The following is a 26,362-nucleotide window of genomic DNA, read 5'->3' on the forward strand; positions in this document are numbered from 1 at the left end:
CCATTTGCTGTCATCCTTTCGAGGACGACAGCTTAAACTACCCCGTAGTCACTGTCTCAAAAGGTGGATCCACTATACAGCGCCAAGGTCAGTACGCCCGTTTCGTCAATTTTGCTGGCAATCGAGAACCATCTAACGATGAGGTCGAGATGGGCCGGAGCAGCTATGCCAGTCGCTACAAGGGAGGCATGACCCATGGGTAACGTAACTGCGGCCCTGCCGCGCAAGAACCTGACAGAGGTAGAGCGCAAGTTCCTCAAGGTCGGAAACCGCATGCTGCTTGAGCAGACCAATGGCCGGATCGCTTCAGCAGCGCTGATGGACATTGTTGCTGACTGGCACGGCTCCAGGGCGAGTATCGGCTTCGAGCAGTTCGCGAAGAGCTGGATCGCCGAAGGCAACGCCAAGAACAAACATGCTGACAAGCTGCTGCGAGAGCTGTTCGGCCTAGATCAAGATCCGACCCCGCGGAGGGCTGCATGAAGAAACGAACCTACGTGGACAAGGCGCTGGGCGATACCGAGTACATGCTCGAGCAGTGGGGGTTCTGGCGTATGTGTGAGATGGGCGTGCCGCGCTATGTGTCGCCGCTCTACGCGCTCATGCGGGACAACGTCCCATCCGTGGGCGGCGCACGACAGCATGTGATCACAGACGATCTGGCCTTGGTGGTGGACCGCGCCGTGGCCAGGCTGGTTAAGCGTAACCAGCAGATGGGTGACTTCGTGTGGGCATACTACGGCTACAAGCATCCGGCTATGCGAGTCGGTCGCGAGGCGGGTATGTCCGAGCGCAAGGCAAGGGAGATCATCAAGGCTGGGGTGGCATGGATCGACTGCGCTCTCGAGGAAATTCGAGAGGCTGCGTAAAAAACTCTATGCGGGCGGATAAACACCTGTTTTTATAGCAGCGTGTCCAGCTTGCAAGCAACGTGACACAGACGAACCCGGCCATTGCGCCGGGTTTTCTCTTTCAGCTCTTCGATTTTTCCAGTGGGAAACTTAAATCCTGCGCTGAGCACCATTCCAGTTCTTCAATAGGGACACGGTGAAAAATCTTATCTGGAATTGTTACCGTGATCCCCGTGCGAACTGGCTCCTCGGCCTCCTCTATGGATACCAGCAATTTTTCTAAATAGTCGATTGCTGAACTCGCTTGGTACTGAAAAGTGCCGATGTCGGATATCTTGACTTCGTGTTCATGAACGAGCCTGTTGCGAATGCGAGCAACGAATCGGACTGACCAAACTATGTCCGCTGGCAATAAGTGCTCTAGAGAGGAGCACATCGTGTTTAGCCCTCGACCATGAGCGCCTAGCGACGCCAGCAGCGACTCAAGCTTAGTTGATGCGAAAAGGACAATATCTGCTTGCGAACTCATAACCTCAACCTGTGAGCTCAACGCCTAAGGCGGACATGCCTTGGGAAACACTACAAATTGCCATCACTATGGACATTGGTCAATTTCGCTTCGTATCGCCATTCCCTGCGGGCCGTTTTCGCTTAAGGGGCACGCCTTGGAAATTCGTGGACTTGAGACCAGAGACTATGTGCCAGGGATTTCCTTGCCCGGCTGGGCTGCTGGAAGGATGAAGATGGGCCAACTGAGCGTCCGTTTGTAGTACAGGGCGACCAGGTCTTCATTGATGGGCTGTCGTTGAAGACCGCCACGCTGGGCATTGGCCTGAGGGTCATGACTGGCTTGATCAGTGACGCCAAGCTGACCGATCAGCTGCTGGTGAACGCTGAGCGCTTCGGCGCCGACGACAGCCTGGCCAACACCGTCCGCCAGGTCATCCGTGACGTACTCAAGCCTGGCGGGATGCTGCACCGATCGTGAGCCACACCATGACCCGCCTTGAGCGGGTTTCTTTTTGCGCTCCCCGCAACGGGAGGAACCGAGATGGCCCATATGCCAGAGAAAGATCCAGGCCTGTGGGCCGCCCTGATTGCCTGGGTGCTTGCCCATCAACCCCAGCTGTATGCCGCTGGCCTGTCCGTCGCGATCGCCGTCCTCCGCGTGGTGTATGGCGGCGGCACCCGCCGGCAAATGTTCTTGGAGGGCGCCTTGTGCGGCCTCATCACCCTGGCCCTGGTGCCGCTGCTCGAATGGATGGGCCTTCCACAGGGTATGGCCACCTTCGCCGGCGGCATGGTCGGCTTCATGGGGGTGGAGAAGCTCCGCAGCTACTCCGATCTGTTCCTCTCTCGCAAGGCGCAGGGGTGAGCTTATGCCGCCAAAGGCTAAGCGGCCTTGCCGCGCTCCGATGTGCCCGGGAAAGACGCAGGCCAGTAGCGGCTACTGCGATGCTCATGCGCATCTGGCCATTGGCTGGAGTAACCCGGCGCGTGGTACCGCCGAGCAGCGTGGGTATGGCTGGGAATGGCGCAAGAAGCGCGCCGCCGTGCTCAAGCGTGATCGCTACCTGTGTCAGTGCTCTGACTGCAAAGGTCGGTGCCTTCCTGCGTCAGAAGTTGACCACGTTGTGCCCAAACACCTAGGCGGAACGGACGATTCCAGCAATCTGGCAGCCATAAACGAGGACTGCCACAAGGCGAAAACGCAGCGGGAAGCGCAAGAGGCTCGCCGGCGAACGTGAGGCGATCAAGTGGCGAAAATTGGTCGAAAAATCACCAAGTAGGGGGGGCGGGGAAAATCTCTACAGCTTTCGCCTATCACCACCGATCGCCCAGCCTTTTCCACGCGACCGCGAAATAAAAAAATTAGGGTTACCCCGGGCGATGGGGTTGCCGACCGACTACGACGAGGGAGTGCATGGCAAGTCGAGCCCCAGGCGGCGGCCGAAAACCAAAGCCGACAGCGCAAAAGCGAGCGGCTGGCAACCCGGGGAAGCGCAAGCTGAACGAGTCCGAGCCGGACTACTCGACGTTGCTCATTGCGCCGCCGGCGCCGGACTGGATGAGCCAGCATGCTGGCGTCATGTGGGACAAGCTCGCGCCTGAACTGATCGGCGCCAAGGTACTGACCCTCACCGACCTGCATGTGCTTGAGGGTTTTTGTCTGGCTTACAGCCGGTGGCGTGAAGCCGAGGAGGACGTTATGCGTAACGGCATTACGATCAAAACGGCTATGGGCCGTGTGAAGAACCCCGCATGCACCGTGGCCAACGAGGCAATGCGACAAATGACCAGCTACGGTGCCGCCCTCGGCCTGGATCCAGCCAGCCGGGCGCGCCTGGTGGTGCCCAAGTCCAAGAAATCAAATGCCTTTTCCGCGTTGCTCGGAGGCAAGCGCGGGAGCTGATCAATGGCCAATTTCAGCGTTAATCAGGCGAACAAGTACGCCCGTGACGTGGTGGCCGGAAAGGTCGAGGCGTGCAAGTGGGTGCGCCTGGCCTGTCAGCGTCACTTGGACGACTTGGAGGCCAGCAAGAGCAAGGGCTTTAAGTGGAAGTTCAGCAAGCCCGAGGCTGAAAGGGTGTGTGCCTTTGTTGAGCTGTTGCCGCACACCAAAGGCAAATGGGCTCGCGAGCGTCGGTTGCTCAAGTTGGAGCCTTGGCAGAAATTCATTTTCTGTTGTGTGTTCGGCTGGGTCAGCAAGAAGACTGGCCTGCGCCGGTTCCGCGAGGTGTATTGCGAGATCCCCAGGAAGAACGGCAAGAGCGTTATTGCTGCAGGTGTCGCGCTGTACATGCTGTGCGCTGACGGTGAGTTTGGCGCTGAGGTTTATTGCGGTGCGACCACCGAGAAACAGGCTTGGGAAGTATTCCGGCCGGCGCGCCTGATGATGATCAGGACGCCGGACCTGATGGAGGCTGCAGGCGTTGAAATCAATGCGCGCAGCCTGGCCATTCCCGAAGACGGCAGCCGTCTGGAACCGATCATTGGTGACCCGGGCGACGGTTCGTCGCCGAGCTGTTCGCTGGTGGACGAGTACCACGAACACGACAGCGACGACCTCTACGAAACCATGCTGACCGGCATGGGGGCCCGTGAACAGCCGCTGATTTTTACCATCACCACCGCCGGCTCGAACATCGCCGGGCCGTGCTACGAGAAGCGCAAACAGGTGTGCGCGATGCTCGATAAGACCGTAGCCAATGACGAAATTTTCGGCCTTATCTACACGCTCGACGAGCAAGACGACTGGCGTTCGCTGCAGGCCTTGAAGAAGGCTAACCCGAACTACGGCGTTTCGATCTTTCCGGACAACCTGCAGCGAAGCTTGGCGGATGCGGTGCGTTACCCGTCACGGCAGAACGCATTCAAAACCAAGCATTGCAATCTATGGGTGAACGCGAAAATGGCATGGCTTAACCAGCTGGATTGGGACCGCGCAGCCGTCCCGGGCTTGTCCTTGGATGACTTCAAGGGGCGTTCTTGTTACCTGGGCGTTGACCTAGCCAGCAAGTGTGACATTGCGGACGTCGCCCTGGTGTTCCGCGAGAAGGACGAAGACGGCCGCGATCTGTGGTCGTTCTTCAATCGTCACTATCTGCCCGAGGGCGCAGTGCAGAGTGATGGTCCGAACCAAGAGGCCTATGAACGTTGGGTGATTGAGGGGCACCTGATCACGACCGACGGCGAGGAACTGGATTTTGACGTGATCCGCGAGGACGTGAAGGACATTGGCGGCGCGCATCAGGTCGAGGAAGTCGCCTATGACAAGTGGCGCGCTACGCAGTTGGCGCACCAGCTGCAGAAGGACGGCGCCGAAGTGGTCGAGGTCGGTGGTGGAATCCAAACTATGAACCTGGCCATGCGCGAGCTTGAGGCGGCGCTTGTTTCGGGGCGGGTTCGCCATAACGGTGACCCGTTGCTGGCCTGGATGGCAAGCAACGTGGTGGCCCATGAGTACAAAGGCTGCATCACGCCGACCAAGGAAAGCAGCCCCAAAAAGATCGACGGCATGGTCGCCATTTTAATGGCCATGAGCCGGGCCATATTGGCCGAGGGCGTGGCACCGTCGCTGCTTGAAACCCTGTCGGATGACGACTTCTTAGCGATGTGAGAACCCTATGAAAAAGTGGCTTCCTGAAGGGCTCGGGACGGCCGGCTATTGCCTGCTTGTCACTGGGCTTTACATCCAGTTCGGCCTAGGTGTGGCGTTGATTGTCGGCGGCACCCTGTTGGTGGGCGCTGCCATCAAGATGGTGAAACGATGATTTTCGGGGCGATGTATGAGCAGCGCAGCAGCCTGGAAAATCCGAATACGTCGATGAACAGCCAGGAGCTTGCCGAGTATCTGGGGGCGGTCAACGGCATCACGGTCAGCCCGGCAATGGCGCAGAAACTGACGGCGGTCTATGCGTGTATCTACGTGCTGTCGAGCACGATGGCGCAGCTACCGCTGAACGTGCTGCGAAAGGTCGATGGCCGCATTGTTCCGGCCACCGACCACCCGGCGCACTACCTGCTGCACGATGAGCCCAACCAGTGGCAGACCTCTTACCGCTGGCGGGAAACCAAGCAGGCCCACACCTTGGGCTGGGGCAACGGTTTTACTCGCCTGGTGCGCGGCCGTCGGGGAGAGCTGCAGACGCTGGAAATGTGCGAGCCCCAAGTCACTGATCTGGTGAAAAACGGCAATCGCTGGGTCTATGCGACCCAGGATGAAGACGGCCAGCCGCTGGCGGTGTCGCCCGAAGACATGGTGCACCTGCGCGCCATTGGTACGGGGCGGCGAATGGGTACCAGCCCGATTCGACAGAACGCCGACACTATCGCCCTTGGCATGGCCACCGTGCGCTACGGAAAGGAGTTTTTCGAAGGTGGCGGCCGCCCTACGGGGCTGGTCACGGTGAAGGACGGGAAACTAGGTGAAGATTCCTGGCAACGTCTTAAGAAGGTCTGGAACGGCGCTGTGTCCACTCTTGCGGGCTCCAAAAACAAGACCCTGATGTTGCCCGCGGACTTGGATTATAGGGCCCTGACCATCGCGCCCGAGGATGCGCAGTTTCTGGAGACGCGCAAGCTGACCCGCAGCGAGATTGCCAGCATCTTCAACGTGCCGTCGCACATGATCAATGACCTTGAAAAGGCGACGTTCTCCAACATCAGCGAACAGGCCATCCAGTTCGTGCGGCATTCGGTGATGCCCTGGGTAAAGAACTGGGAAGAAGAGCTGAACCGCCGGGTTTTCACCCGGGCCGAGCGCATGGCCGGCTACTACGTCAAGTTCAACTTGGCCGGCCTGTTGCGCGGCACCCCGAAAGAGCGCGCCGAGTTCTACCGCATTGCCATTCAAGACGGCTGGATGAACCGCAACGAAGTGCGCGTGCTGGAAGACCTGAACCCACTTACCGGCCTCGACTCGATGTTGATCAACGTCAACACGCAGTTGCTTGGCGCTGACGGCCTGCCGTTACCCGTAACGCCGAAGGAATAACCTCATGAGTGACTTTGAAAAACGCATGCTGCCCGCGCAGCTATGCGAGCTTCGCGCTGTCCAGCCGACAGGCGATGGCGCCCAGGATCAGCCGCCGCGTATCGCCGGCTATGGCGCTGTTTTCAATCAGCGCAGTGATCTGCTGGGCGGCTTTTTTGTCGAGATCATCGCGCCAGGTGCTTTCGACGAGGTGCTAGCCCAGGACGTGCGCGGCCTGTTCAACCACGACCCCAACTATCTGTTGGGCCGCACTGTCAGCGGCACGCTTCGACTGTCGGTCGATCAGCGCGGCCTGGCCTACGAAATCGACACGCCGAACACGCGGACCATTCGTGACCTCGTTGTCGAGCCGTTGAAGCGCGGCGACATGAGCGGCAGCAGCTTTGCCATGCGTGTGGCCCCTGGTGGCGACACCTGGCACGAAGAAGACGGCGTAGTGGTGCGGACGATCTACAAGATTGCCGAGCTGCGCGACGTGGGGCCGGTGTCCTTTCCGGCCTACCCCGATTCAAGCGCTGCCCAGCGCTCTATGGATGCCTGGAAGCAGGCGCAAAAAGAGGGCCTTGAGGGGCGCGCTCAGTTTGAGCGTGAAGCCCGTGAGCGCCTGCTTGATCTGAACGAACTTTGAACCCCAGGGGGATTTATGACGCTGCAACAACTGAAAGAACTGTACGCACAGAAGTCGGCCGAAATGCGCAGCTTGCACGAAAGCACCGGTGATGATGCCTGGACTGGCGAGGTTCGCGCCAAGTGGGAAGCCATCCGCGCCGAGCTGAAGGGCATCAAGGAAAAGATTGAGCGCGAGGAAGAGTTGCGCGACAACGATCAGGGCTTTGTCGAAGAGCGCGCCCGCCAGGCCGGCAATGGCAACCGTCCCGGCGAGCAGCAGGAAGGCCCTGAGGCCGAGCGTCGCTCGGCGTGGGACGCCTGGGCGCGGCGCGGTATGGAAGGCCTGACCGCTGAACAGCGCTCTCTGTTGGCTGAAATGCGTGCCCAGGGCACCAACCCCGCCGAGGCGGGCGGCTTCACCGTGCCGACTACACTGCAGGCCAAGGTGATCGAAGCGCTGGTTAGCTACGGCGGTATTGCTTCGGTGTGTCAGCTGCTGCAGACCGATAACGGCGCACCTATTGCGTGGGCGGTGAGTAACGGCGGCGAGGAAGAAGGCGAGCTGATCGGCGAGAACAAAGCGACCGGGGAAAAGGATGTTGAGTTTGGTACCGGCACCCTCGGTTCGCACACTATCAGCTCGAAGATCATTCGCGTCTCCGAGCAACTGCTGCAAGACTCCGGCATTGATATGGAAGCGTTCTTGACGGGGCGGATCAGCAAGCGTGTTGCCCGCACCCGAAACCGTCTGATTGTTCAGGGCACCGGTGCTGGTGAAACTGCAGACGCGCCGGCACAACCGAAAGGGCTTGAGGTCTCTGTTTCCCAAGGCGCAATGACGGCCAAGGCGACCACCTTCACCTGGCAGGAACTCAACAGTCTGATTCACTCGGTTGACCCTGCTTATCGTGCAGCGCCTAATTTCCGTCTGGCCTTCAATGACAAGACGTCGCAAGTTCTGGAAGAAATGGTCGACGCCAACAATCGTCCGCTGTGGCTACCGGGCATCGCTGATGATCGCCCGGCCACTATCCTGAAGCATCAGTACGTGATCGATCAGGCCATTGCTGATATTGGCGTCGGCAAGAAATTTGCGTACGCCGGCGATTGGAACGAAGTAGTGTTGCGTGCGGTGCGCAGCCTGACCCTCAAGCGTTTGGTGGAGCGTTACGCGGAGTATGGCCAAGTCGGTTTCCTGGCGTTCGTGCGCTTCGGCCTGGTCCTGCAGGACACTGCCGCCATCAAGGCGCTGGTAGGCAAAACCGCCTAAGCCTGGAGGCGGGGCCGCGCAAGCGGTCCCTGTGTGGCCATGCTGACTCTTGAAGAAATCAAGGCGCATTGCCGCCTTGAGCTGGACGAAACCGAGGAAGACGCGCTACTGCAGGCCTACGGGCGTGCTGCACGGCGCAAGGTTGAGACTGCGACCGGGCGGCGACTGTTTCTGGTGGTGCTTCCGCTTGATGCGCCGCCTGATGCTGGTGGTGATGAGGACTACTTGCGCGGCCTGCTTCCCGAAAATGCGTCCGAGAATGCGTTGCCCGTAACGGATGACGTGCGCCTTGCCATGCTGATGTTGGTAGCGCATTGGTACCGCAACCGAGAGCCAGTCACCGAAGCGACCGCTGGGGGCTCTAAGGCTTTGCCTCTGGCGTTCGATTCGCTGGTTGGCCCCTATCGATGGTTCAGCTTATGAGAGAGCCAGAAACGGGCGAGCTGAGCCACCGTATGGCAGTGCGTATCCGAATCGATAAGTCAGTGGGTGTCGGAATTAAACCGGAGTTCACCCCAGTAGCCAACCGGTGGGTAAAGGTCGAGCCCTTGGGAACTGCCATTTACACCGGTGCGCAACAGACCGGGAATGTGATTACCCACCGGCTCTACTGCAAGTTCGTCAGTGGGCTGGATACGTCGCACGAGTTTGTTGACCGCGGTCGTGTGTTTCGCGTCAAGCGGGCTACCGCTATGCGTGGTCGTAGTATCTGGTCGGTGATCGAAGTTGAGGAGCTGGGGCCAGATGGTCCGCCTGCCAACGAAGGGGGAAGCGATGAGCAATTCGGTTTCCGTTGACGGCTACCTGCATATCGAAGGCTTTGAACAGTTCGACTTTGAAGCCTTCAACAAGCGCAAGGTTCGGGCAGGCATGCGCAAGGTTGGTGCCTTGGTCACTGGCCGCGCGCAGATGAACCTGGCGCTTGGCGGCGGGCAGGCGGGCTACCCAGAAAGTCGAACCGGCGCGACGGTCGATTCGATCAGCTACAAGGTGTCGCGCTCTGGCTTTCTGGTGCGTGTTGCACCGACCAAGACCGAAAGCATGGAAGAGTTCTATCCCGCGTATCTGCACTATGGGGTGCGGCTTGGGTCCAGGCCTCGGGCGTTAGCCCCGGGCAAGGGGCGTGGCAAGAGTAATCGCCGTGCCAGTGGCCAGCGGCAGGCGTTGGTGGCTGCTCGGCAGGGAAACGGGTGGCGCATCACACCGCGAGACAACTACATGACCGATGGCTTGGCGGACACCAAGGCAGACGTCCAGCGCATCTTGCGGCAGACCTTTGCCGACGCGCTGTTGAACTGACGCCCCAGGCGCCGCCCAAGCCCCGTAATGGGGCTTTTTTGTACCCGAGAGGAAAGCATGCGAATCACCCCAGTGATCGAGCAACTGAAACAGCGCTGCCCGTCTTTTGAAAACCGGGTGGCGGGCGGTCTGGATTGGGACCCGGTAAAGGGCAGTGCGCTGATGAAGCTGCCTGCAGCGTATGTGATCCCCACCGGTGACGGGGCCGATGAGCCGGAGCAGCAGAACGTCATTGTTCAGCAGGTCAGGGACGCCATTGATGTGTGCGTCGTACTGAAGAACTACGACGAGCGCGGGCAGCAGGTTGCCGACCAGTTGCATTTGGTTCGGGCCAGTCTCTGGCGTGCTCTGGTTGGGTTTGAGCCTGATAAGGATTACGGGCAACTGCTGTATGACGGCGGGTCTTTGCTGCTGATCGACCGTGATCGGGTGGTTTACCGGTTCCGGTTCTTTGCTGACTTCCAGCTGGGCAACCTCACCATTGGGTCTGGTACCAGCCCGGAAACGTGGCAGGCATACACGCTGCTGGGCCTTCCTCCGCTGGAAGGGGTCGACACGTCGTTCGACTTTATCGACCCCGTGGTCGACCGCAATGTCGCCCCCGAGGGGCCTGACGGGCGTATCGAAATCAAAACCCGAGAGGACTTATCTCAATGACTCAGATTTACCTGAAGCCGGTAGCGGGGCGTGACAACCCGATGCCGGAGAAGGGCGGCGAACTGCTGCCCGAAGAGGGCGCCTATGTGCCCCGTAATGCGTACTGGGTGCGCCGCCTGAATGCGGGTGACGTGGTAGAAGCCAAGCCCAAGAAAGAGGCCAAGGTATGAGCGTCGGTTTCAGCAACATTCCGTCTGATATTCGTGTCCCGCTGTTCTACGCCGAGGTTGATAACTCGATGGCGAACAGCGGCGCCGGTGCCGGACTTCGCCGCCTGATCATTGGCCAGGTCAACGACAACGCCGATGCCGCCGAAATCGGTAGCCTGGTGCTGGTGTCGCGCACCTCTGAAGCCATTGCCATCGGCGGCGCCGGCTCGATGCTGGCCGCAATGCACCAAATGCACCGCGCTATCGACATCGCCGGTGAGGTCTGGTGCCTGCCGTTGAAGGTCGACACTGGCGCGACTGCGACCTGCAGCGTTACCGTAACGGGCAACGTGACAGCAGCAGGCGTGATCAACCTGTACGTGGCTGGCCAGCGTGTGCGCTCTGCCGTGGTTGCCTCGGCGTCGGCTGAGGCCGTGGCCACCGGCTTGGCGACCAGCATCAACGCCGCTACTGACCTGCCTGTTACTGCTCAGGCTGCAGGCGCTGTCGTGACGCTGACGGCAAAGTTCAAGGGTGACCTCGGCAACGACATTCAAGTCGAGCTGAATCGCCTGGGTCGCGTCAATGGCGAGGTGACACCGGCAGGCCTGGTGCTGGCAGTCACTGCCATGACTGGCGGTGCTGGTTCGCCTGACATGGCCATGGCGCTGGCAGCACTGGGCGATGAAGAGTTTGAGTTCATCACCCAGCCCTGGACCGACAGCGCTACGCTCGATGACTGGAAAGAAGTCATGGATGACAGCGCCGGTCGCTGGTCGTGGGCCAAGCAGCTCTATGGCCATGTGTACAGCGCCAAGCGCGGTACGCTTGGCCAACTGGTGGCGGCGGGGCGTTTGCGCAATGACCCGCACATGACGATTCACGGCTTTGAACCTGGCGTGCCCCAGCCCGTCTGGGAGGTCGCGGCGCAGTGGGGGGCACGCACGGCGGTGTTCCTCAGCGCGGACCCAGCTCGGCCCACGCAGACCGGCGTGTTGGGGGCTATTGCTCCCGCTGCTGCGAGCGACCGTTTCATGTTGTCCGAGTCGGATTCCCTGCTGAAAAGCGGCATCGCTACGGCGTCCAGCAATGGCGGCGAGTACCGCATTCAGCGCGCCGTGACGACCTACCAGCGTAACGCCTTCGGGCAGCCGGATGATTCCTATCTGGACAGCGAAACGCTGCACCAGTCGGCGCACGTTATCCGCTACCTGCGCAGCCGGATTACCAGCAAGTACGGGCGCTGCAAGCTGGCCAACGATGGCACCAACTTCGGCGCTGGCCAGGCAATCGTGACGCCGCTGGTGATCCGTGGCGAACTGATCGCGGCGTACCGTGAGCTGGAGCGCGCCGGGATCGTTGAGAACACCGAGTTGTTCAAGGCGCAGCTGATCGTCGAGCGTGATGCGAGCAACCCGAACCGCCTGAACGTGCTGTTCCCGCCGGATCTGGTCAATCAGTTGCGCGTGTTTGCGCTGCTCTATCAGTTCCGCCTGCAGTACGAAGACGCGGCGTAACCCTTCCACATCCACCCCGGCCCGCCTTGTGCGGGCTTTTTCATGGGAGATCCCTTTATGGGTCAGAAAGTCGCGGGCACCTGTTACATCAAGGTTGACGGCGAGCAGTTGACGGTTACCGGCAGTGTTGAGGTGCCGCTGTCCAAGTACAAGCGCGAGACGATTACCACGGGGGTGTTCAAGGAAGAAGACCTGACGCCCTATGTGTCGGTCGATGCAGTCAAAACCCCTGACTTTCCTCGGGCGAAGTTGGAAAACGGCACCAACATGACGGTCACCGCCGAGTTCAAGGACGGCAGTTGTTACGTGCTGTCGGGTGCGTATGTGGTGGACGAAATGAAAGTGTCTGCTGATGACGCAAAGGTTGCGATCAAGTTCGATGGTATTTCTGGAGACTGGCAGTAATGAGCACTACTACCCATAAGTTGGCCGTACCGATTCAGGCTCACGGTGATCAACTGACCGAACTGACTCTGCGTCGCCCAACCCCTCAGGAAGTTCGCAACATCAAAGTGTTTCCCTACGTCTTGGGCGAAGACAGTCGCCCAGTCGCCGAGACTGAAGCCGCGTCGAAGTACATCGCAGTGTGTGCCGGCATTCCGCCCAGCTCCGTTAACCAGTTGGACTTGTCCGACCTGAACACGCTGGTGTGGATGGTCATTGGTTTTTTCCTTACACCGGCGACGAAAGCCCCCGATTCCGAAGCCCCGAGCACCTGACAGAGTTGGTCTATGACCTCGCCTGGTTCTGGAAAGTGAACCCGAACGAGGTCATGAACTGGCCGTTAGACCAGTTGTTTGAGAGTGAAGAAAACGCGTGGCGAATCCAGGCGATGTTAGGGGGCGGCAATGGCGGATAAGTTCCAGCTAAAGGCGCTCATCACTGGCGTCGACAAGTTGTCGCCGGTGTTGAGTGGGGTACGCAAGAACGCAGCCGTTCTGCGCAAGCAGTTGAATAGCTCGGGCCTCGGCAAAATCACCTTCATGGATGCGATTCAAGGGGGCGCCATTGCGACCCCTTTTGTCATGGGGGTTCAGGCTGCCATCGGCTTTGAAAGCGCGATGGCCGACGTCAAGAAGGTGGTCAACTTTGAGACGCCGGCCCAGTTCAAGGAGATGGGTGAGGACGTGCTGAGCATGTCCGAGCGGTTGCCGATGGCTGCCGAAGGCATCGCGCAGATTGTCGCAGCGGGTGGTCAGTCGGGCATCGCCCGGGAAGACCTGAAGCAGTTCGCTGAAGATGCGGTGAAAATGGGTGTTGCCTTCGACACCACGGCGGAAGAGTCCGGCTCGATGATGGCCAAGTGGCGAACGGCCTTCCATATGAACCAGCAGGAAGTGGTCGCGCTGGCCGACAAGATCAACTACCTGGGTAACACCGGTGCGGCCAGTACCGGGCAAATCTCGGCGATCCTGACGGCCATTGGCCCGCTGGGTGAGGTGGCCGGGGTCAACGCTGGGCAGATTGCGGCCATGGGCTCGGCACTGGCCGGGGTGGGTATCGCCCAGGACGTGGCGGCTACAGGCATCAAGAACTTCATGCTGACCCTGACTGCTGGCACGGCAGCCACCAAGTCGCAGCAAGAGGCCTACAAGGCGCTGCGCCTGGACGCCAACGAAATCGCCAAAGGCATGCAAACTGACTCTGAAGGCACGATCAACAAGGTGCTCAAGACCCTGTCCAAGGTCGAGAAAAGCAAGCAGGCGGCGGTGTTAACCAACCTGTTTGGCAAGGAGTCGGTGGGTGCTATTGCGCCGTTGCTGACCAACCTGGACACCCTGCAGAAGAACTTCAAGTCGGTTGGTGATTCAACGCTATACGCTGGTTCTATGCAGGCTGAGTACGAATCGCGGTCGGCGACCACGCAGAACGCCATGCAGTTACTGCGCAACCGCGTGACCCGGCTGGGCATTACGGTCGGTTCTGTACTACTGCCGCCGTTTAACGACTTCATGGCGACGGTCGGGCCGATCATCACCAGCGTGACCCAGTTGGCCGGCGCGCACCCGTGGCTGATCAAGGGCATCATCGGGGCGGCGGTCGGCTTCACCGTGTTGCGCTTGGCCACGGCGGGGGCTACTTCCGCGCTCATGCTGATGGATGGCGTGGCAAAAATGAGCGTTATCGGCCTGGTCGTGCGTGGTGTGGCGATTGCGGCGGGTGTGCTGATTGCGAACTGGTCGAGCGTCGCGCCTTACTTCGCTTGGGTATGGGAGAGGATCAAAGACCCGGCCATGACGGTCTGGTCGTGGATGAAAGAGGCCTTCAACTGGACCCCGCTCGGCCTGGCCATTGCCAACTGGGGGCCGCTAACGGAGTTCTTTAGCGCGCTGTGGGATCTGGTCAAGGCGTTGTCGGTACCGTTTGCGGAGTTCATGGGGACGCTGTTCGATTGGTCGCCGCTGGGTTTGATCATCAAGCACTGGGAGCCCATCAGCGGTTTCTTCAGGGGGCTTTGGGACGAGTTGCGGCCCATCGTTGAACCGATGATGAAGTTCCTTGGCATCGAGACGGACGGCGCCGGGGTGATTGGTGCCGCGACGGATAAGGTCAGGCAGTGGACTGCCGAGCAGGAAGCGCGCAACGCGCAGACCGGCATGGCGCCGGGGCAACTGGTCAAGCCGATTGCTCAAGCCCCTGAGTTGATGCCAGAGGCCACGAAGGTGGCCAGCTTGATGCGCAACCCCGCTAATCAGCCGTTGCCCGGCATGGCGCCATTGGCATTGGTTAGCGCGGTACCGGGTACTCAGGTTGCTCAGGCTTCGGGTACTGGTCGACCAAGCCTAAGCGCGGGTGGCTCGGCCTTGCCTGCAGGAAGCCTGCCGCAAAGCCGTGGCTCGTTGGTTCAGGCTGCTGCTGCGACAGCCGCGGCTCGCACCGAACTGGAGGGATCAATGGTGGTGCGCTTTGAAAATGCACCGCCGGGCATGCGTGTTGATCCTGCGAAGACCAATCAACCTGGGCTGTCGGTAAGCCCGTCAGTCGGTTATCGCTCATTGGGTAGGGAGGCAGGATGACGACGTGGCGCGATCAACTGCACCCGGCTTCGTTTCGCGGCGTGGCGTTTCTGGTCGACAGTGACGCTACGCCAGTCGGGCGGCGGGTGCAGGTCCACGAATATCCCCAGCGGGACAAGCCGCTGGTGGAGGATATGGGCAGCAAGACCCGCGAAATCAAACTGACGGCCTTTATTGGCGGTGACGATTGCCTGGACCGGCGGGACGATTTGCTCAATGCCCTGGATAAACCCGGGGCTGGCGAGCTGGTGCACCCGTGGTTCGGGCGCTTGCTGGTCACCGCCGGGGATGGCTGCCAAGTTTCGCATGAGCGCCGCGAGGGCGGCATCGTGCGGTTTGAGCTGGTGTTTATCGAAGCCGGGGAAAAGGGCTACCCAGTTGGGGTGCCCAAGGCATCGCGGCAAGTAGAGGCGTCCAGCGAGAGCTTTCTGGAGTCCGCGCTGGCCCGCTACAAAGCAGCGATGGCGGTGGTCAACCGGGCGCGCATGGCGGTAACGGCGCTGCAGAACAGTATCGCCGGGATTCAGATGGCGATTCAGCGGGAGTTTAGCCAGGTGCTTGGCCTTGTCAGTTCGGCTGAGGCGCTGGCTGACATGCTGATCAATGCCCCGGGTAATTTCTCGGCCATGATCCGGGCGCAGTTTTCCAGCGTGGGCGGCAGTACTCGGTCGTCGGGTTACAGCTGGTCGCCGTCGTCCAGCAGCTCGGCCACGGTGGCGGCTGACCCTGAGTTTGCCAATACCGTGGCGCGCCTGGCGAGCACCGAAGAGGTCTTTTCGGGGTTCGTGGACTCGGGTCGTGGCATCACGTCACAGCTTGAACTGGCCCGGCAGTTGATAGCCGAACAGCAGTTCGATGACCTGATGACCAACCCACCGGGCGGGCTTGCGACAGCCGCAGCCGTCAAGGCGGCACGGGAGTTGATGCGTGATGCCTTGATCGTCAAGGCCGTACGGGCAGCCGCGCTGATGCCGGTGGTGTCAGCGCCTGCCGAGCTGCCCGGTGTTCCAGCCTTGGCGCAGCAGGTGGCGTCACCCCTGTCGCGGCCAGAAGTCCCGGCAGCAGATGACGTGATTAGCCTGCGTGATGGGCTTAGCGCGGCGCTGTGGGAGGCCGGGCTGTCGGCATCGCATGAACACTTTGAGGTGATCGAGGCGGTGCGCAAGCACGTTAAAGGGCACCTCTCCGAGGTGGCCCGTTCGGGCGTTCGATTGGTTGAGATTGAGCCGAAGGAAAGCCTGCCCGCGTTGGTGCTGGCCTATCAGTGCTTTGGCGACGCATCCCGCGCCGCTGAAATCGTTACGCGTAACAAAGTGCCGCACCCGGGGTTCTTGCCTGTCGGGGTGCTGCACATCGCCCAGGAGTAACCCATGGACCCGTTAAACGCTGTCACGCTGCGCGTGAACGGCCTGGATTATCGCGGCTGGAAGAAAGCCAGCATCAGTGCCGGCATCGAGCGACAGACCCGAGATTTTTCGCTGGATGTGACGTGGCGCTGGCCGGATCAGGCTGAGGAAATTCCGGTAAGGCAGGGCGACTTCTGCGAGGTGTTGATAGGTGATGACCTGGTGCTGACGGGCTGGGTCTTTGCTACCCCGGTGAACTACGACAGCAAGACGGTGAACCGGGCAATCAGCGGGCGTTCGCTGACGGCTGATCTGGTCGACTGCTCGGCGATCAATCAGCCCGGGCAGTGGCGTGGCCAGAGTGTGCAGCAGATCGTTCAGAGCCTGGCCGAGCCCTACGGGGTCAAGGTGCTGAGCCAGGTGGCCGAGACTACCAAATTGGCCGAGCACAGTATTGAGCCCGGGGAGACGGTGTTTGAGTCGATAGACCGACTGTTAACGCTGTCGCGGCTGCTGTCCACCGATGACTCCCGGGGGCGTCTGGTGATCATCAACCCGGGCAGCGCGGGGCGGGCGGTTGACCGGCTGGAACTGGGCCAGAACATCCTGACCGGCTCGGCATCGCTCGACTTTTCCGGGGTGTTCTCCGACTACAAGGTTGTTGGCCAGCGTTCGGGCACGGATGACGAACACGGCGCCAAGGCCTCCGAGGTGCAGGCTGAAGTCACCGACCCGCGTGCGGCGCGTAAGCGGGTGCTGATGATTCACGAAAGCGGCCAGATGACCCCCGGCCTTGCCGAGGCGCGGGCGAACTGGGAGCGCGGCAGCCGCATGGGTAAGGCGCTGACCCTACAGTACAAGGTGCAGGGCTGGCGGCAGTCGAACGGGGCGCTGTGGCTGCACAACATGATTGTGCGGGTGGTCGACCCTTGGGTCGGTATCGACCGTGACATGCTCATCAGTGAAATCCAGTACAGCCTGGATGAGAGCGGCACCGTGACCAACATCACGGTGGCCCCGCCGGACAGCTTCGACCCTGAACCGAAAGACCCGCACAACAGCCGCAAGCTCAAGAAAGGCGGCAAGGCGGACAACTTTGAATACCTGATCCCAGCAGATTGGAAGCCCGAGCAATGAGCGGACTAAAACAGATTTTGGCCCGGGGCGTGGTCACGCTGGTCAAGGCCACGAGCAAGTTGCAAAGCCTGCAGATGACCCTGTTGGCCGGTGAAGTGAAAAGCGGCATGGAGCACTTCGAACCGTATGGTTTCACCTCAAACGCGCACCCGGGCGCCGAGGGGATCGCGCTCTTTGTGGGGGGCGACCGTTCGCACGGCGTGGTGGTGTGTGTCGCTGATCGACAGTTTCGCCTGCAGGGGCTGAAAAGTGGCGAGGTGGCGTTGTACACCGACGAGGGCGACCGCCTGCACTTCAAGCGCGGGCGGGTGATTGAGGTCGATACGCTGACGCTCAAGGTCAAGGCCGACGATGCCGTCGAGTTTGACACGCCGGTGATTCGCACCACGGGCCGCATCGAGTCAGCGGGCGATCAGGTGGCTGGTGGTGTGAGCCAGATGCAGCACGTTCATGAAGGCTCGGACAAAAAGCCAGTGGCAGGAGGGTGATATGCCGCTGATTGAAAGCGACGACACCGACCGGGCTTGGCGTCGGGCGGCAGTTATCAGCCTTTTGACCTGGCGCCGTGCAAGCCCTGATGACCCGCTCGATGACGCCCAGCGCTTTGGCTGGTGGGGCGACAGTTTCCCCACGCAGGCCAACGACCGTATTGGCTCACGCCTGTGGCTGTTGCGCCGGCGGACGCTGACGGCGGACACCGAACGGGATGCTCAAGCCTTCGCCCGCGAGGCCTTGGCCTGGATGCTGGAAGACGGGCGCGTTACGGCCGTGGGCGTAACGACGACACTCGGTGTTGACCGGCTGGCAATGCGGGTGGTGTTGACCTTGCGCGATGGCCGAACCATCGACGTTCCATTTGAGAATTTATGGGTGGTGATCAATGCCGTTTGAAACCCCAAGTTTGCCCGCGCTAATCAGCCGGGCACAGTCTGACCTGGGCGGCTCGGCCCTGCTGCGATCCGACGCCGAGGTGCTGGCTCGGGTGCAGGCGGCGGCTTCCTTCGGGCGCTACGGCCATCAGGAATACATCGCTGCGCAGATCCTGCCGGACACAGCGGATGAAGACACCTTGCGGCGAATGGCTAGGGTACGGCTCAAGCGTGACCGCTTGGAAGCGGTGGTTTCCAGTGGTGCCGCGACCTTTACCGGGGCTGCCTCGGCGCTGCTCGATGCGGGTGTGCTGCTTCAGCGCGATGACGGTGTGCGCTTTCGGGTGACGGCCAGCGTTGTCTTGGCCGGTCAGAGCGGCACGATCAAGCTAGAAGCCTTGGAGGCCGGCCAGTTGGGTAATACCCCAGCCGGTACGGTCCTGCGCTTGATTTCCCCGGTGCTGGGAGTCAATGACACGGTGACCGTTGATGCACCTGGTCTGCAGGGCGGTACCGAACAAGAGAGCATTGAGGCGTTACGCGCCCGGGTGATTCGCTCGTATCAGGTGATCCCTCACGGCGGCAACCAAGATGACTATGTGACCTGGGCGTTGGAAGTCCCGGGCGTTACCCGCGCCTGGCTTGTGCGGCACTGGATGGGGCCGGGCACGGTTGGTTTGTTCTTCGTCCGTGACGGCGATCTAGACCCTATCCCCAGCGCAGCAGCCTGCGAAGAGGTGCGGGTGTACATCGAGAAACAGCGCCCGGTCACCGCTGAGCTTTACGTACTGCCGCCGCTGGAAAAGCCGGTTCAGTACGAACTGAAGATTGTTCCCGACAGCGGCGTAATACGCCGGGCGGTGGAGAGCGCCCTGGTCGACCTGCACAACCGCGAGTCGGACCTTGGCGCCGGTCTGCTTTGGACGCACATCGGCGAGGCCATCAGTGGCGCGCTGGGCGAGCGTGATCATCAGTTGATCAGCCCGGCTGCCGACGTGGTAGCGGCGCGCAACGAGATGCTGACCTATGGGGGTGTGCTGTGGCGATAAGGACCGCCTCCGACTACTACGCGCAGTTACGGGCGCTGCTGCCGCCCGGTCCAGCGTGGGACAAAGAGCTGAACCCCGAAGTGGACCAGCTGCTGCAGGCCGCAGCCCAAGAGCTGGCCCGGGAGGATCTGCGCGCCGCCGACCTGCTGGAGGAAAGCTTTCCCGAAACCGTTCGGGAACTGGTCCCCGACTGGGAGCGGGTTATGCGGCTGCCTGATCCCTGCTTGGGGGATTCGCCCAAGTTTGAGGACCGCCAGTTGGCGGTGCGCCGCCGTCTGGTCGAGGTTGGTGGCCAGTCACCGGCGTACTTCGTTGAGCTGGCCATCAGTCATGGCTACCCCGAGGCCCGCGTAATTGAGCACCGAGCCCCACGCTTCGGGCGCTCACGCTTCGGCGCGGCGTACTTCGGTACGTGGGTCGCGCAATTCATGTGGACGCTTGAAACCGGGCCTCGGCGCCGCCTTGGTCGCCGGTTTGGCGTGAGCTACTTCGGCGAGCAATTCGGCGGAAACCCAAGCGGCGCCCTGGAGTGCGTACTGCGCCGTAGCGCGCCGGCGCATGCGGTTGAATTTATTAAGTATGGTGAGGACTGAATGGATTACCCAAAGAGCGTGCCCAATGTCGGCCTGGTGGATGGCCAGTTTGCCGACGAAAACCCCGCAACCGGTCAGGTGGGTTCCCTGATCCCATCTGCCTGGGGGAACGCGGTCACCCAGGAACTGCTGAACGTGATCAAGGCGGCAGGCTTTGCGCCTGCCGAAGGTCAGACCAACCAGTTGCTCAAGGCCATTCAGGGGCTGGTGTCTCAGGGCATTAAAAACTCTGTCCGGGTTGCGACCACGGGCGCTATTGCGCTGAGTGGCGTCCAGACAATCGACGCCATTGTGCTGGTGGCCGGTGACCGGGTGCTGGTGAAGAATCAGGCCAGCGGTGCACAGAATGGCATCTACGTCGTGGCCGCTGGAGCATGGGTGCGTGCGCTCGATGCTGACGAAAGCGTCGAGGTGAAGCCGGGCATGCTGGTCGGTGTGGATGCCGGGACGGTCAACGGCGGTTCTGTCTGGCGGCTGTCCAACGCTACGCCGCCAACGCTGGGTGCCACGGCGCTGACCTTTGAGCAGGTCTTTGGCAAGACCGGCGTAGTTGCGGGTAGCTATAAAAGTGTCACGGTGGGTACTGATGGTCGTGTTACGGGAGGCACTAACCCGACTACCTTGGCCGGGTTTGGCATTACCGATGCCTTTACCAAGGCTGAAAGTAATGCGGCCATGCAGGCGGCTATTGCTGCCTTGGTGGGCTCTGCTCCGTCGTCATTGGACGTCCTCAGCGAGCTTGCAGCCGCTTTGGGCAATGACCCTAACTTTGCGACCACGATGCTCAATTTGCTGGCCGGTAAGGCGAACAAGGGCACTACCCTGGCTGAGTATGGCATCACCGATGCAGTGAAATTCGCTGATAAGGCACTGGAGGTTGACGCAGCGGGAGGGGTCAATAATGCAAAGTGGGTAACCCCTGTGGGTGTTTCTGTTGCGCTCTCCGCAGCGTTTGCTGGTTGTGTGACTCACTTCGCTCGTAACACCGCGCCAGGTGGATGGCTCAAGGCTAATGGCGCGTTGGTAAGCCGCACGGCCTATTCTCGTTTGTTTAGCGCTATCGGCACGACATTCGGTGCGGGAGACGGTGTAACAACGTTCGCATTGCCGGACCTGCGAGGCGAATTTGTCCGGGGTTGGGATGACTCCCGTGGAGTAGATAGCGGGCGAGCTCTGGGTTCACTCCAAGCTGATGAGCTTAAGTCACACATTCACACCGTCCCTGCTGATACGGGCTGGGTATACAGCGCCGGAAGCTCATCTAACGCAAAGCCACAACAATCAGGTTCATCATCAATTTCGACAGGCAGCACTGGTGGAACAGAGACCCGGCCACGAAACATGGCACTGCTTGCCTGTATTAAGTACTGAGGGCTTATATGAATATTTACTGTGCTCACCCATTCACCCGTGAGTATGTTGGCCAGTCCCTAGCCGATACTGATCCGCTGGAGCCAGAAAACTGGCTGATCCCAGCCCACGCTTATCTTGATCCACCACCGGCGTCTGTTGCCGGACAGGCAGTGGTGCGGTCTGAGGATGGTGCGGCGTGGCAGCTTGTTGCGGATTATCGCGGCACGGTTTACGACACGACTACTGGCAATCCTCAGCAGCACGAGGACTTAGGTGATTTGCCTGGCAATCTGACTGCAGAGCCGCGCCCTAGTCCTTTTCATGTTTGGGCGTCAGAAGGCTGGGTGCTTGATTCCGATGCACAGTCACTCGCTGAGCGTGTTGCTGAGCGTGCATGGCGCGATAGCTGTTTGGCTAATACGGATTACTTGGCTATGCCGGACTATCCGTTAACAGATGCAGCCCGGGCCGAAGTCATTGCCTATCGCCAAGCGCTACGCGACTGGCCAGAGGGTGGAGAGTTTCCATTGCCTGAACACCGTCCTGTGCCGCCGGCCTGGCTCGCAGAAAAGACCCAATAACGCCCCGCATTGTCGGGGCTTTTTCTTTTTCGTAGCCCGCCATGAGCGGGTTTTTTGTTGCTTGGAGAAAACCATGGCCAAGATTTCCGACTCCCTGGCGGGCAGCAAGAATGCGCTCGCCTTCCTTGACATGCTGGCGTGGTCGGAGGGTACCTCGACCAGCAAGTACACCCGCAACGATGGCTACGACGTAATTGTCGGCGGCCTCAACAGCCCGAACACGTTCACCAGCTATGCCGACCATCCTGGCGTTCTGGTGACCGTGAACACGAAAGGGCTGAAGTCAACCGCTGCAGGGCGTTATCAGCAGCTTCAGCGCTACTGGCTGCACTACCGAGATTTACTCAAGCTCCCGGACTTCGGTCCCATCAGCCAAGACAAGCTGGCCTTGCAACTGATCAAGGAGCGCGGGGCGCTGGCGGACGTACATGCCGGCCGCATCGAGGTCGCGATTTCAAAGTGCCGGAACATTTGGGCCAGCCTGCCAGGCGCTGGCTACAAACAGCATGAGCGAAAGCTTGAAGACCTGATCGCCCACTACATTGCCGCTGGCGGGAGGCTGGCATGACCTGGTCGAGAGCGCTTGGCGCGTTGGTGCTGCTGGCACTGGTTGGCCTGGCCTTCTGGTCAACCTACCAGCATGGCCGCTCGACCATGGATGCTGAGTGGCAGGTACGTTGGTCGGATCGGGATGCTGGTGACAAGCAGGCCTGGGCCCTTGCCGAAGCCGCTGATCGTGAAAAAGAACAGGCCCGCCAACAAGCAATCAACAAGGTGATCCAAGATGGACAGACGCTTATCGACCAAGCAAGTGCTGATGCTGCCGCTGCTCGCGCTACTGCTGCCAGCCTGCGGGACGAAGCAGATCGACTCGCCAGCGGTACCGCAAGTAAAGCCAGCAGCCATTCCTGCACTACCGCCGCAAGCCAAGCAGCAACCCGTGCCGTCATGGTGCTTGCCGACGTGTTCAAACGTGCTGATGAAAGAGCGGGAGACCTGGCGGAGTATGCTGATCAAAGCCGGAGCAGGGGAGTGACGTGTGAGAAGGCCTATACTGCTCTGATCGAATGATCGAGGCGCAGTCATGGACGACCTGGAAGAGAAGATGAAAGCCGGTGAGCCGTTATGGCTGCAGGCAATGGATGCAGTACGCCGATACAACGAAGCCAAAGGCGTTCTCTCCCCGGAAGAGGTTGAGCGCCTTAACCTAGAGGCCGAGTCGCTGATGCAGGCCGTGATTGAGTATCAGCAGCGGGTACTGGGTGGATTAGGGAGTACGTTGCACTGAGGTGGTGTGTGTGGTCGGCAGGATGCCGAACTGGTAGCCTCACCTCAAAGAGAACAAAATTGAGGTGAAAATCCGATTTAGGAAAAATGGCGGCTTCCACCTACATTCGAGGTCTGAAAAATCAGCATGTGCTTAGAATGCAGGCAGCGGATCGGGTACGAGAAGGAGCTTGAGGCCGCAACAAAAGCGTGCCGCTGATTTCTGGTTAAGACTTACGGCGTCTATGAAGCTTAAAGACTGCTGGCTTCGTTTTGTCATGGGGCGCCATGACTGAAGCCAAGTGATGTTTGATCGCCTCGTAACCTGTGCCGGTCAGGGCGTTATACCCACCGCGTACCTTGCGCAAATCGCCGTTGGCGATCAGGGCTTCAATATCTGGGTAGTCCGAGATCTTGGCTAATGCCTCTTGGTATTGCTCGCGCATCTCATCAGTGATCTTCATTGATCAGGTTCCAAATCATAATCGTGGCTCGCCCGCGTTGGCGTACTGCTGCAAGCCTATCAGCAAATTTGGGGGAATTTTGGGGGAATAGATCCCCCGAATGGTGTGGAATGCTGTTGCGTTATGGTGCGTTGAACTCATTGAATTTATTGAGTTTTTAAAAGGGAGTCCAAAAAAATATAGGATAGAAAACGGATTCGAAATCCGTTGTACTGGCAACAGTACCTAGGGTTCAAATCCCTATCTCTCCGCCATATATGAAAAGCCCTTGTAACTCAATGAGTTGCGAGGGCTTTTTCTTTTCCGTTGTACTACTCATTTGTACCACTCGTGCAGGACCCTTGTTGGGCATTCTGTTGGTATATGGCAAGATGTTGCTGGGCCTCATGTGCCGCCTCTGCAGCGTCGGTGCATAGCGGTATGGTATGGTTCATATGTTTGCGCAAACGTCCGGCTAACCTAGGAATCAGGTTGGCATCAGCACTGAAGGCATGCCCACCCATGGATGAGAAGGATTACTGGCGATCTGAAAAGGTTGCGTTTCTCGCACTGTGTCAGTTGAAGGGGATAGGCTATTGGACGTTGCGGAAATGGTCTGATGCGGGTCTCAGCTTCAAAGACGTTCTGCGTGATCCTGTCCGATACGGCTTCGAGAAATCAGTTTCGTCCATCTCCCCTGACTCGTTGGTTCCTAGCTTCAACGATGCGCTCAACAACGTGTGGGCATCGGGCCTGTCTCTTGCTCGTCAGCTTGCATCTATCAATGCGATGCTTGTTTTTAGGGATGAGCCAGATTTTCCGGTAAGGCTACGTGAGATCAATGACCCACCCGCTTGGCTGTTTGTACAGGGGAAAATTGATAACTTATATGGGCCAACCGTAGGTATTGTAGGGACCCGTGAACCAACGCCGCAGGGTATTTTTCTAACTCGGATGGCAGTGGCGTCTTTGTACGGCATTGAGATATCTACCGTAAGTGGTTTAGCCCTGGGGATTGATCAGGCTGCCCATGTGGAGTCCTTGAATAGTAGAATTCCAACGATTGCTGTGCTTGGCACGGGTATATTGGAAAATTACCCCAAGAATTCTCAAGCACTACGTAGCACAATTCTGAGTAACGGCGGTACGGTTGTCACTGAGTATCTTCCGTATCAAAGTCATAGTGCGGAAAATTTTGTTCGTCGTAATCGAATTCAGGCTGCTTTGTCCGATGTCCTGATTCCTGTCGAGTGGAAGATAAAGAGCGGTACGGCACACACTGTCCGTTACGCCAAGGCATATGGGAAGCGTGTCTTCAGCGTTTCACTGCCGTATCAGGATAATCGTACGCCTGAGTCTGCATTCATCATTGATGAATGTCACGGTGCTTTGTTTGTTCTTCCAAATCAATCTGATGTGATGTGTCACATAATTGGGACGTTGTCGGAGAGCTCTATCTCCGAGCCAGCGGATGTTCCCGCACCAGAACATGTGCTGGTTGAATATGAGGTCTCCTCTAGCGCGGATGTAACTGTGGTTGAGAAACCAGGTGAAGTAGATGATCAGACAGAAGTCGAGAAGTCTGGCCAGCTCCCACTAATTTGATCAAGGATGACAAGATATGCTCGCTCTGATTGTTTCTCCCGCAGCCTTGTATGAACGCGGAAACTTTTCCCAAAAGGCCCTAGATACGCTGGGGGGCATTAGAGCTCAGGGGACCCCTGTGTATGTTGTTACAAATCAGGGGGTGCCAGATGGTCTAGTTAAGATTTTGAATGGTCTTCATATTGTTTATGTGCATGCTAAGGCACGTCAGACAGGAAATCCGGTTCGGGAAATAGCGCAGTCGCTCAAAATTAATCCGCATGACGTCATGGTTCTTGCTGTCAATGAGGTTGATATGCAGATGGCCAAGACTGGAGGGGCTATTCTAATCGAAGGGGCATGGTCTACTGATAAGCGTGTTGCAGGCCTCGGTATTAAAGTTGATACCATAGACCAATTGCGTGAAGTTATTGATGTTACACGGGGTTGGACTAGTCAATGGTGGTACAAGGGTGAGGGTAGTGCTTACGACGTGCGGGCTTTGGTTGATCTTTCCAGTAATCGTTATGTAAGTGATGATCAGGCCGCTTTTGCACGGAAGGTCACCAATACTGCTAAGAGCGGTGGTGCGAGATTAACTGCTCTGCTCGCTATCGCTTGTCGATCTCTGAAAATGGATAATGTTCTTGATGGAAAGTTATTTTGGGGTGTGTTTCCATCTTCTGCGAGTTCTAATGATGATACGGAAGTTCTAAGTGATTTCGTACAGCGGCTTCGTACAGCGGCTTCCAGTGTTCATTTTGCTAAACGTGGCGAACCCCTGTTTATCCGCCATACGCATTCCGTGAAGCGTTCTACTTCGAATGTTGGGGATCGTACCGATCCCAGCAACCAAATCGAAACATTGCACCTTAATCCAGCTTACAAATCGCAACTCAAGGGACGCAATGTTATTGTTGTGGATGATTGCACTACGTATGGTGTTTCTTTTGCTGTTGCCGCTGCGTTCTTGTACGCTGCCGGTGTTAAAAAAGTAGTCGGTATAGCATTGGGTAAATTCGGGAATCGACTAGAGCATGCGACCATCAGTATTGCGACTAGTCCATTCGAGGTGGTTTCTCGTGGTGGTTATCAAATAGTTTCGAGGGAAGGTTTTCGTGAAACTAATGACCCGAATGCTCAGGCAGTGCTGCAGGCGATAATTTCTTAGTGCAGCGCTCCCGGTATTGATTCTATCAAACCTGAGCTCTTTGATTGATGCCGTAGGTTCGTATAGCGGTAATCGGTTTGTATCATTTTCAGGTGGGCTTTAAT

The 26,362-nt window shown here is 59.0% G+C and carries 35 protein-coding genes and 1 pseudogene; 34 read left to right on the forward strand and 2 right to left on the reverse strand.

Annotated elements, in window-relative coordinates; all coding sequences use genetic code 11:
- The 3 genes from EKA13_RS28105 to EKA13_RS09910 all read left to right on the forward strand — a co-directional run.
- Positions 1–203, forward strand: a 203-nt coding sequence (locus EKA13_RS28105; RefSeq protein ID WP_141685664.1) for a hypothetical protein, incomplete at its 5' end; no start/stop codon positions are given.
- Positions 196–483 (forward strand): hypothetical protein, encoded by a 288-nt coding sequence (locus EKA13_RS09905; RefSeq protein WP_065759212.1) that lies wholly within the window; start codon positions 196–198, stop codon positions 481–483. The genes EKA13_RS28105 and EKA13_RS09905, both read left to right, overlap by 8 nt.
- Positions 480–869 (forward strand): antiterminator Q family protein, encoded by a 390-nt coding sequence (locus EKA13_RS09910; RefSeq protein WP_019438286.1) that lies wholly within the window; start codon positions 480–482, stop codon positions 867–869. The genes EKA13_RS09905 and EKA13_RS09910 overlap by 4 nt, the downstream gene beginning before the upstream one ends.
- A 103-nt stretch (positions 870–972) precedes the next feature.
- On the opposite strand, the gene EKA13_RS09915 is transcribed toward EKA13_RS09910, so the two are convergent.
- Complete coding sequence (locus EKA13_RS09915) at positions 973–1,380, reverse strand: hypothetical protein (RefSeq protein WP_065759213.1); 408 nt, start codon at positions 1,378–1,380, stop codon at positions 973–975.
- A gap of 276 nt (positions 1,381–1,656) precedes the next feature.
- Here EKA13_RS09915 and EKA13_RS09920 point away from each other — a divergent pair, with 276 nt between their 5' ends.
- From EKA13_RS09920 to EKA13_RS10055, 29 genes and pseudogenes are all read left to right on the forward strand, one after another.
- On the forward strand, positions 1,657–1,839 hold the full coding sequence (locus EKA13_RS09920) for a hypothetical protein (RefSeq protein ID WP_065759214.1): 183 nt from the start codon (positions 1,657–1,659) through the stop codon (positions 1,837–1,839).
- 63 nt (positions 1,840–1,902) lie between these two features.
- Positions 1,903–2,226 carry a phage holin, lambda family gene (locus EKA13_RS09925; protein WP_065759215.1) on the forward strand — a complete coding sequence of 108 codons (324 nt, stop codon included), beginning with the start codon at positions 1,903–1,905 and terminating at the stop codon, positions 2,224–2,226.
- A gap of 40 nt (positions 2,227–2,266) precedes the next feature.
- Complete coding sequence (locus EKA13_RS09930; protein WP_245704317.1) at positions 2,267–2,599, forward strand: HNH endonuclease; 333 nt, start codon at positions 2,267–2,269, stop codon at positions 2,597–2,599.
- 176 nt (positions 2,600–2,775) lie between these two features.
- Complete coding sequence (locus EKA13_RS09935; protein WP_065759216.1) at positions 2,776–3,264, forward strand: phage terminase small subunit P27 family; 489 nt, start codon at positions 2,776–2,778, stop codon at positions 3,262–3,264.
- A gap of 3 nt (positions 3,265–3,267) precedes the next feature.
- A complete protein-coding gene (locus tag EKA13_RS09940; protein WP_065759217.1) occupies positions 3,268–4,971 on the forward strand; it encodes a terminase large subunit in 1,704 nt (567 codons plus the stop codon).
- A 7-nt stretch (positions 4,972–4,978) separates the two neighbouring features.
- On the forward strand, positions 4,979–5,125 hold the full coding sequence (locus tag EKA13_RS27830; RefSeq protein ID WP_176717415.1) for a hypothetical protein: 147 nt from the start codon (positions 4,979–4,981) through the stop codon (positions 5,123–5,125).
- Positions 5,122–6,348, forward strand: a complete 1,227-nt coding sequence (locus tag EKA13_RS09945; RefSeq protein ID WP_065759218.1) for a phage portal protein — start codon at positions 5,122–5,124, stop codon at positions 6,346–6,348. The genes EKA13_RS27830 and EKA13_RS09945 overlap by 4 nt, the downstream gene beginning before the upstream one ends.
- Positions 6,349–6,373: 25 nt before the next feature.
- Positions 6,374–6,835: pseudogene (locus tag EKA13_RS09950) on the forward strand (HK97 family phage prohead protease); the annotation flags it as partial.
- Positions 6,836–6,991: 156 nt separating this feature from the next.
- Positions 6,992–8,227, forward strand: coding sequence for a phage major capsid protein (locus tag EKA13_RS09955; RefSeq protein ID WP_065759220.1), 1,236 nt, complete (start codon positions 6,992–6,994; stop codon positions 8,225–8,227).
- Between the two features lie 39 nt (positions 8,228–8,266).
- A complete protein-coding gene (locus EKA13_RS09960) occupies positions 8,267–8,650 on the forward strand; it encodes a head-tail connector protein (protein ID WP_065759221.1) in 384 nt (127 codons plus the stop codon).
- The gene (locus tag EKA13_RS09965; protein WP_330523948.1) at positions 8,647–9,024 is read left to right on the forward strand and encodes a head-tail adaptor protein; all 378 of its coding nucleotides are present in this window, start codon (positions 8,647–8,649) and stop codon (positions 9,022–9,024) included. Before EKA13_RS09960 ends, EKA13_RS09965 begins: the two co-directional genes overlap by 4 nt.
- Positions 9,002–9,526 (forward strand): hypothetical protein, encoded by a 525-nt coding sequence (locus tag EKA13_RS09970; protein WP_065759223.1) that lies wholly within the window; start codon positions 9,002–9,004, stop codon positions 9,524–9,526. The genes EKA13_RS09965 and EKA13_RS09970 overlap by 23 nt, the downstream gene beginning before the upstream one ends.
- A 72-nt stretch (positions 9,527–9,598) precedes the next feature.
- Positions 9,599–10,183, forward strand: a complete 585-nt coding sequence (locus tag EKA13_RS09975; RefSeq protein ID WP_245704316.1) for a phage tail terminator protein — start codon at positions 9,599–9,601, stop codon at positions 10,181–10,183.
- A complete protein-coding gene (locus tag EKA13_RS09980) occupies positions 10,180–10,353 on the forward strand; it encodes a DUF2635 domain-containing protein (RefSeq protein WP_083199776.1) in 174 nt (57 codons plus the stop codon). The genes EKA13_RS09975 and EKA13_RS09980 overlap by 4 nt, the downstream gene beginning before the upstream one ends.
- On the forward strand, positions 10,350–11,849 hold the full coding sequence (locus EKA13_RS09985) for a phage tail sheath subtilisin-like domain-containing protein (RefSeq protein WP_065759225.1): 1,500 nt from the start codon (positions 10,350–10,352) through the stop codon (positions 11,847–11,849). Before EKA13_RS09980 ends, EKA13_RS09985 begins: the two co-directional genes overlap by 4 nt.
- A gap of 57 nt (positions 11,850–11,906) precedes the next feature.
- The gene (locus EKA13_RS09990) at positions 11,907–12,254 is read left to right on the forward strand and encodes a phage tail tube protein (protein WP_065759226.1); all 348 of its coding nucleotides are present in this window, start codon (positions 11,907–11,909) and stop codon (positions 12,252–12,254) included.
- Complete coding sequence (locus EKA13_RS09995) at positions 12,254–12,568, forward strand: phage tail assembly protein (RefSeq protein WP_065759227.1); 315 nt, start codon at positions 12,254–12,256, stop codon at positions 12,566–12,568. Before EKA13_RS09990 ends, EKA13_RS09995 begins: the two co-directional genes overlap by 1 nt.
- A 129-nt stretch (positions 12,569–12,697) precedes the next feature.
- On the forward strand, positions 12,698–14,866 hold the full coding sequence (locus EKA13_RS10000) for a phage tail tape measure protein (protein WP_065759228.1): 2,169 nt from the start codon (positions 12,698–12,700) through the stop codon (positions 14,864–14,866).
- Complete coding sequence (locus EKA13_RS10005; protein WP_065759229.1) at positions 14,863–16,233, forward strand: DNA circularization protein; 1,371 nt, start codon at positions 14,863–14,865, stop codon at positions 16,231–16,233. The genes EKA13_RS10000 and EKA13_RS10005 overlap by 4 nt, the downstream gene beginning before the upstream one ends.
- A 3-nt stretch (positions 16,234–16,236) precedes the next feature.
- Positions 16,237–17,349 (forward strand): phage baseplate assembly protein, encoded by a 1,113-nt coding sequence (locus EKA13_RS10010; RefSeq protein WP_065759230.1) that lies wholly within the window; start codon positions 16,237–16,239, stop codon positions 17,347–17,349.
- The gene (locus tag EKA13_RS10015) at positions 17,346–17,837 is read left to right on the forward strand and encodes a phage baseplate assembly protein V (protein ID WP_065759231.1); all 492 of its coding nucleotides are present in this window, start codon (positions 17,346–17,348) and stop codon (positions 17,835–17,837) included. Before EKA13_RS10010 ends, EKA13_RS10015 begins: the two co-directional genes overlap by 4 nt.
- Before the next feature lies 1 nt (position 17,838).
- Complete coding sequence (locus EKA13_RS10020; protein ID WP_065759232.1) at positions 17,839–18,240, forward strand: phage GP46 family protein; 402 nt, start codon at positions 17,839–17,841, stop codon at positions 18,238–18,240.
- A complete protein-coding gene (locus EKA13_RS10025) occupies positions 18,230–19,267 on the forward strand; it encodes a baseplate J/gp47 family protein (protein WP_065759233.1) in 1,038 nt (345 codons plus the stop codon). The genes EKA13_RS10020 and EKA13_RS10025 overlap by 11 nt, the downstream gene beginning before the upstream one ends.
- The gene (locus EKA13_RS10030; protein ID WP_065759234.1) at positions 19,258–19,860 is read left to right on the forward strand and encodes a YmfQ family protein; all 603 of its coding nucleotides are present in this window, start codon (positions 19,258–19,260) and stop codon (positions 19,858–19,860) included. Before EKA13_RS10025 ends, EKA13_RS10030 begins: the two co-directional genes overlap by 10 nt.
- The gene (locus EKA13_RS28820; protein WP_065759235.1) at positions 19,861–21,231 is read left to right on the forward strand and encodes a tail fiber protein; all 1,371 of its coding nucleotides are present in this window, start codon (positions 19,861–19,863) and stop codon (positions 21,229–21,231) included.
- Positions 21,232–21,239: 8 nt separating this feature from the next.
- Positions 21,240–21,794 carry a phage tail assembly chaperone gene (locus EKA13_RS10040; protein ID WP_083199777.1) on the forward strand — a complete coding sequence of 185 codons (555 nt, stop codon included), beginning with the start codon at positions 21,240–21,242 and terminating at the stop codon, positions 21,792–21,794.
- Between the two features lie 73 nt (positions 21,795–21,867).
- Entirely contained in the window at positions 21,868–22,362 is a 495-nt protein-coding gene (locus EKA13_RS10045; protein ID WP_065759236.1) for a glycoside hydrolase family 24 protein, read from the forward strand.
- Between the two features lie 26 nt (positions 22,363–22,388).
- Positions 22,389–22,865: a DUF2514 family protein gene (locus EKA13_RS10050; protein ID WP_342671848.1), complete on the forward strand. Its 477-nt coding sequence runs from the start codon at positions 22,389–22,391 to the stop codon at positions 22,863–22,865.
- 13 nt (positions 22,866–22,878) lie between these two features.
- On the forward strand, positions 22,879–23,082 hold the full coding sequence (locus EKA13_RS10055; RefSeq protein ID WP_065759238.1) for a hypothetical protein: 204 nt from the start codon (positions 22,879–22,881) through the stop codon (positions 23,080–23,082).
- A 205-nt stretch (positions 23,083–23,287) separates the two neighbouring features.
- On the opposite strand, the gene EKA13_RS10060 is transcribed toward EKA13_RS10055, so the two are convergent.
- Complete coding sequence (locus tag EKA13_RS10060) at positions 23,288–23,524, reverse strand: hypothetical protein (RefSeq protein ID WP_065759239.1); 237 nt, start codon at positions 23,522–23,524, stop codon at positions 23,288–23,290.
- A 501-nt stretch (positions 23,525–24,025) separates the two neighbouring features.
- On the opposite strand from EKA13_RS10060, the gene EKA13_RS10065 reads away from it, so the two are divergent.
- Positions 24,026–25,108: a DNA-processing protein DprA gene (locus EKA13_RS10065; protein ID WP_176717417.1), complete on the forward strand. Its 1,083-nt coding sequence runs from the start codon at positions 24,026–24,028 to the stop codon at positions 25,106–25,108.
- A 16-nt stretch (positions 25,109–25,124) separates the two neighbouring features.
- Positions 25,125–26,258: an HAD family hydrolase gene (locus EKA13_RS10070; protein ID WP_065759241.1), complete on the forward strand. Its 1,134-nt coding sequence runs from the start codon at positions 25,125–25,127 to the stop codon at positions 26,256–26,258.
- Positions 26,259–26,362: the final 104 nt, after the last annotated feature.

This window comes from Pseudomonas defluvii (assembly GCF_001695625.1).
Lineage (GTDB): Bacteria > Pseudomonadota > Gammaproteobacteria > Pseudomonadales > Pseudomonadaceae > Aquipseudomonas > Aquipseudomonas defluvii.

Excerpts from the sequence above, each read along its gene's own strand:
- EKA13_RS09905 (WP_065759212.1), top strand. The coding sequence starts at position 196 with ATGGGTAACGTAACTGCGGCCCTGCCGCGCAAGAACCTGACAGAGGTA.
- EKA13_RS09910 (WP_019438286.1), top strand. The coding sequence starts at position 480 with ATGAAGAAACGAACCTACGTGGACAAGGCGCTGGGCGATACCGAGTAC.
- EKA13_RS09915 (WP_065759213.1), bottom strand. The coding sequence starts at position 1,380 with ATGAGTTCGCAAGCAGATATTGTCCTTTTCGCATCAACTAAGCTTGAG.
- EKA13_RS09925 (WP_065759215.1), top strand. The coding sequence starts at position 1,903 with ATGGCCCATATGCCAGAGAAAGATCCAGGCCTGTGGGCCGCCCTGATT.
- EKA13_RS09930 (WP_245704317.1), top strand. The coding sequence starts at position 2,267 with ATGTGCCCGGGAAAGACGCAGGCCAGTAGCGGCTACTGCGATGCTCAT.
- EKA13_RS09935 (WP_065759216.1), top strand. The coding sequence starts at position 2,776 with ATGGCAAGTCGAGCCCCAGGCGGCGGCCGAAAACCAAAGCCGACAGCG.
- EKA13_RS09940 (WP_065759217.1), top strand. The coding sequence starts at position 3,268 with ATGGCCAATTTCAGCGTTAATCAGGCGAACAAGTACGCCCGTGACGTG.
- EKA13_RS27830 (WP_176717415.1), top strand. The coding sequence starts at position 4,979 with ATGAAAAAGTGGCTTCCTGAAGGGCTCGGGACGGCCGGCTATTGCCTG.
- EKA13_RS09945 (WP_065759218.1), top strand. The coding sequence starts at position 5,122 with ATGATTTTCGGGGCGATGTATGAGCAGCGCAGCAGCCTGGAAAATCCG.
- EKA13_RS09955 (WP_065759220.1), top strand. The coding sequence starts at position 6,992 with ATGACGCTGCAACAACTGAAAGAACTGTACGCACAGAAGTCGGCCGAA.
- EKA13_RS09960 (WP_065759221.1), top strand. The coding sequence starts at position 8,267 with ATGCTGACTCTTGAAGAAATCAAGGCGCATTGCCGCCTTGAGCTGGAC.
- EKA13_RS09965 (WP_330523948.1), top strand. The coding sequence starts at position 8,647 with ATGAGAGAGCCAGAAACGGGCGAGCTGAGCCACCGTATGGCAGTGCGT.
- EKA13_RS09970 (WP_065759223.1), top strand. The coding sequence starts at position 9,002 with ATGAGCAATTCGGTTTCCGTTGACGGCTACCTGCATATCGAAGGCTTT.
- EKA13_RS09980 (WP_083199776.1), top strand. The coding sequence starts at position 10,180 with ATGACTCAGATTTACCTGAAGCCGGTAGCGGGGCGTGACAACCCGATG.
- EKA13_RS09985 (WP_065759225.1), top strand. The coding sequence starts at position 10,350 with ATGAGCGTCGGTTTCAGCAACATTCCGTCTGATATTCGTGTCCCGCTG.
- EKA13_RS09990 (WP_065759226.1), top strand. The coding sequence starts at position 11,907 with ATGGGTCAGAAAGTCGCGGGCACCTGTTACATCAAGGTTGACGGCGAG.
- EKA13_RS09995 (WP_065759227.1), top strand. The coding sequence starts at position 12,254 with ATGAGCACTACTACCCATAAGTTGGCCGTACCGATTCAGGCTCACGGT.
- EKA13_RS10000 (WP_065759228.1), top strand. The coding sequence starts at position 12,698 with ATGGCGGATAAGTTCCAGCTAAAGGCGCTCATCACTGGCGTCGACAAG.
- EKA13_RS10005 (WP_065759229.1), top strand. The coding sequence starts at position 14,863 with ATGACGACGTGGCGCGATCAACTGCACCCGGCTTCGTTTCGCGGCGTG.
- EKA13_RS10010 (WP_065759230.1), top strand. The coding sequence starts at position 16,237 with ATGGACCCGTTAAACGCTGTCACGCTGCGCGTGAACGGCCTGGATTAT.
- EKA13_RS10015 (WP_065759231.1), top strand. The coding sequence starts at position 17,346 with ATGAGCGGACTAAAACAGATTTTGGCCCGGGGCGTGGTCACGCTGGTC.
- EKA13_RS10020 (WP_065759232.1), top strand. The coding sequence starts at position 17,839 with ATGCCGCTGATTGAAAGCGACGACACCGACCGGGCTTGGCGTCGGGCG.
- EKA13_RS10025 (WP_065759233.1), top strand. The coding sequence starts at position 18,230 with ATGCCGTTTGAAACCCCAAGTTTGCCCGCGCTAATCAGCCGGGCACAG.
- EKA13_RS28820 (WP_065759235.1), top strand. The coding sequence starts at position 19,861 with ATGGATTACCCAAAGAGCGTGCCCAATGTCGGCCTGGTGGATGGCCAG.
- EKA13_RS10040 (WP_083199777.1), top strand. The coding sequence starts at position 21,240 with ATGAATATTTACTGTGCTCACCCATTCACCCGTGAGTATGTTGGCCAG.
- EKA13_RS10045 (WP_065759236.1), top strand. The coding sequence starts at position 21,868 with ATGGCCAAGATTTCCGACTCCCTGGCGGGCAGCAAGAATGCGCTCGCC.
- EKA13_RS10055 (WP_065759238.1), top strand. The coding sequence starts at position 22,879 with ATGGACGACCTGGAAGAGAAGATGAAAGCCGGTGAGCCGTTATGGCTG.
- EKA13_RS10060 (WP_065759239.1), bottom strand. The coding sequence starts at position 23,524 with ATGAAGATCACTGATGAGATGCGCGAGCAATACCAAGAGGCATTAGCC.
- EKA13_RS10065 (WP_176717417.1), top strand. The coding sequence starts at position 24,026 with ATGGATGAGAAGGATTACTGGCGATCTGAAAAGGTTGCGTTTCTCGCA.
- EKA13_RS10070 (WP_065759241.1), top strand. The coding sequence starts at position 25,125 with ATGCTCGCTCTGATTGTTTCTCCCGCAGCCTTGTATGAACGCGGAAAC.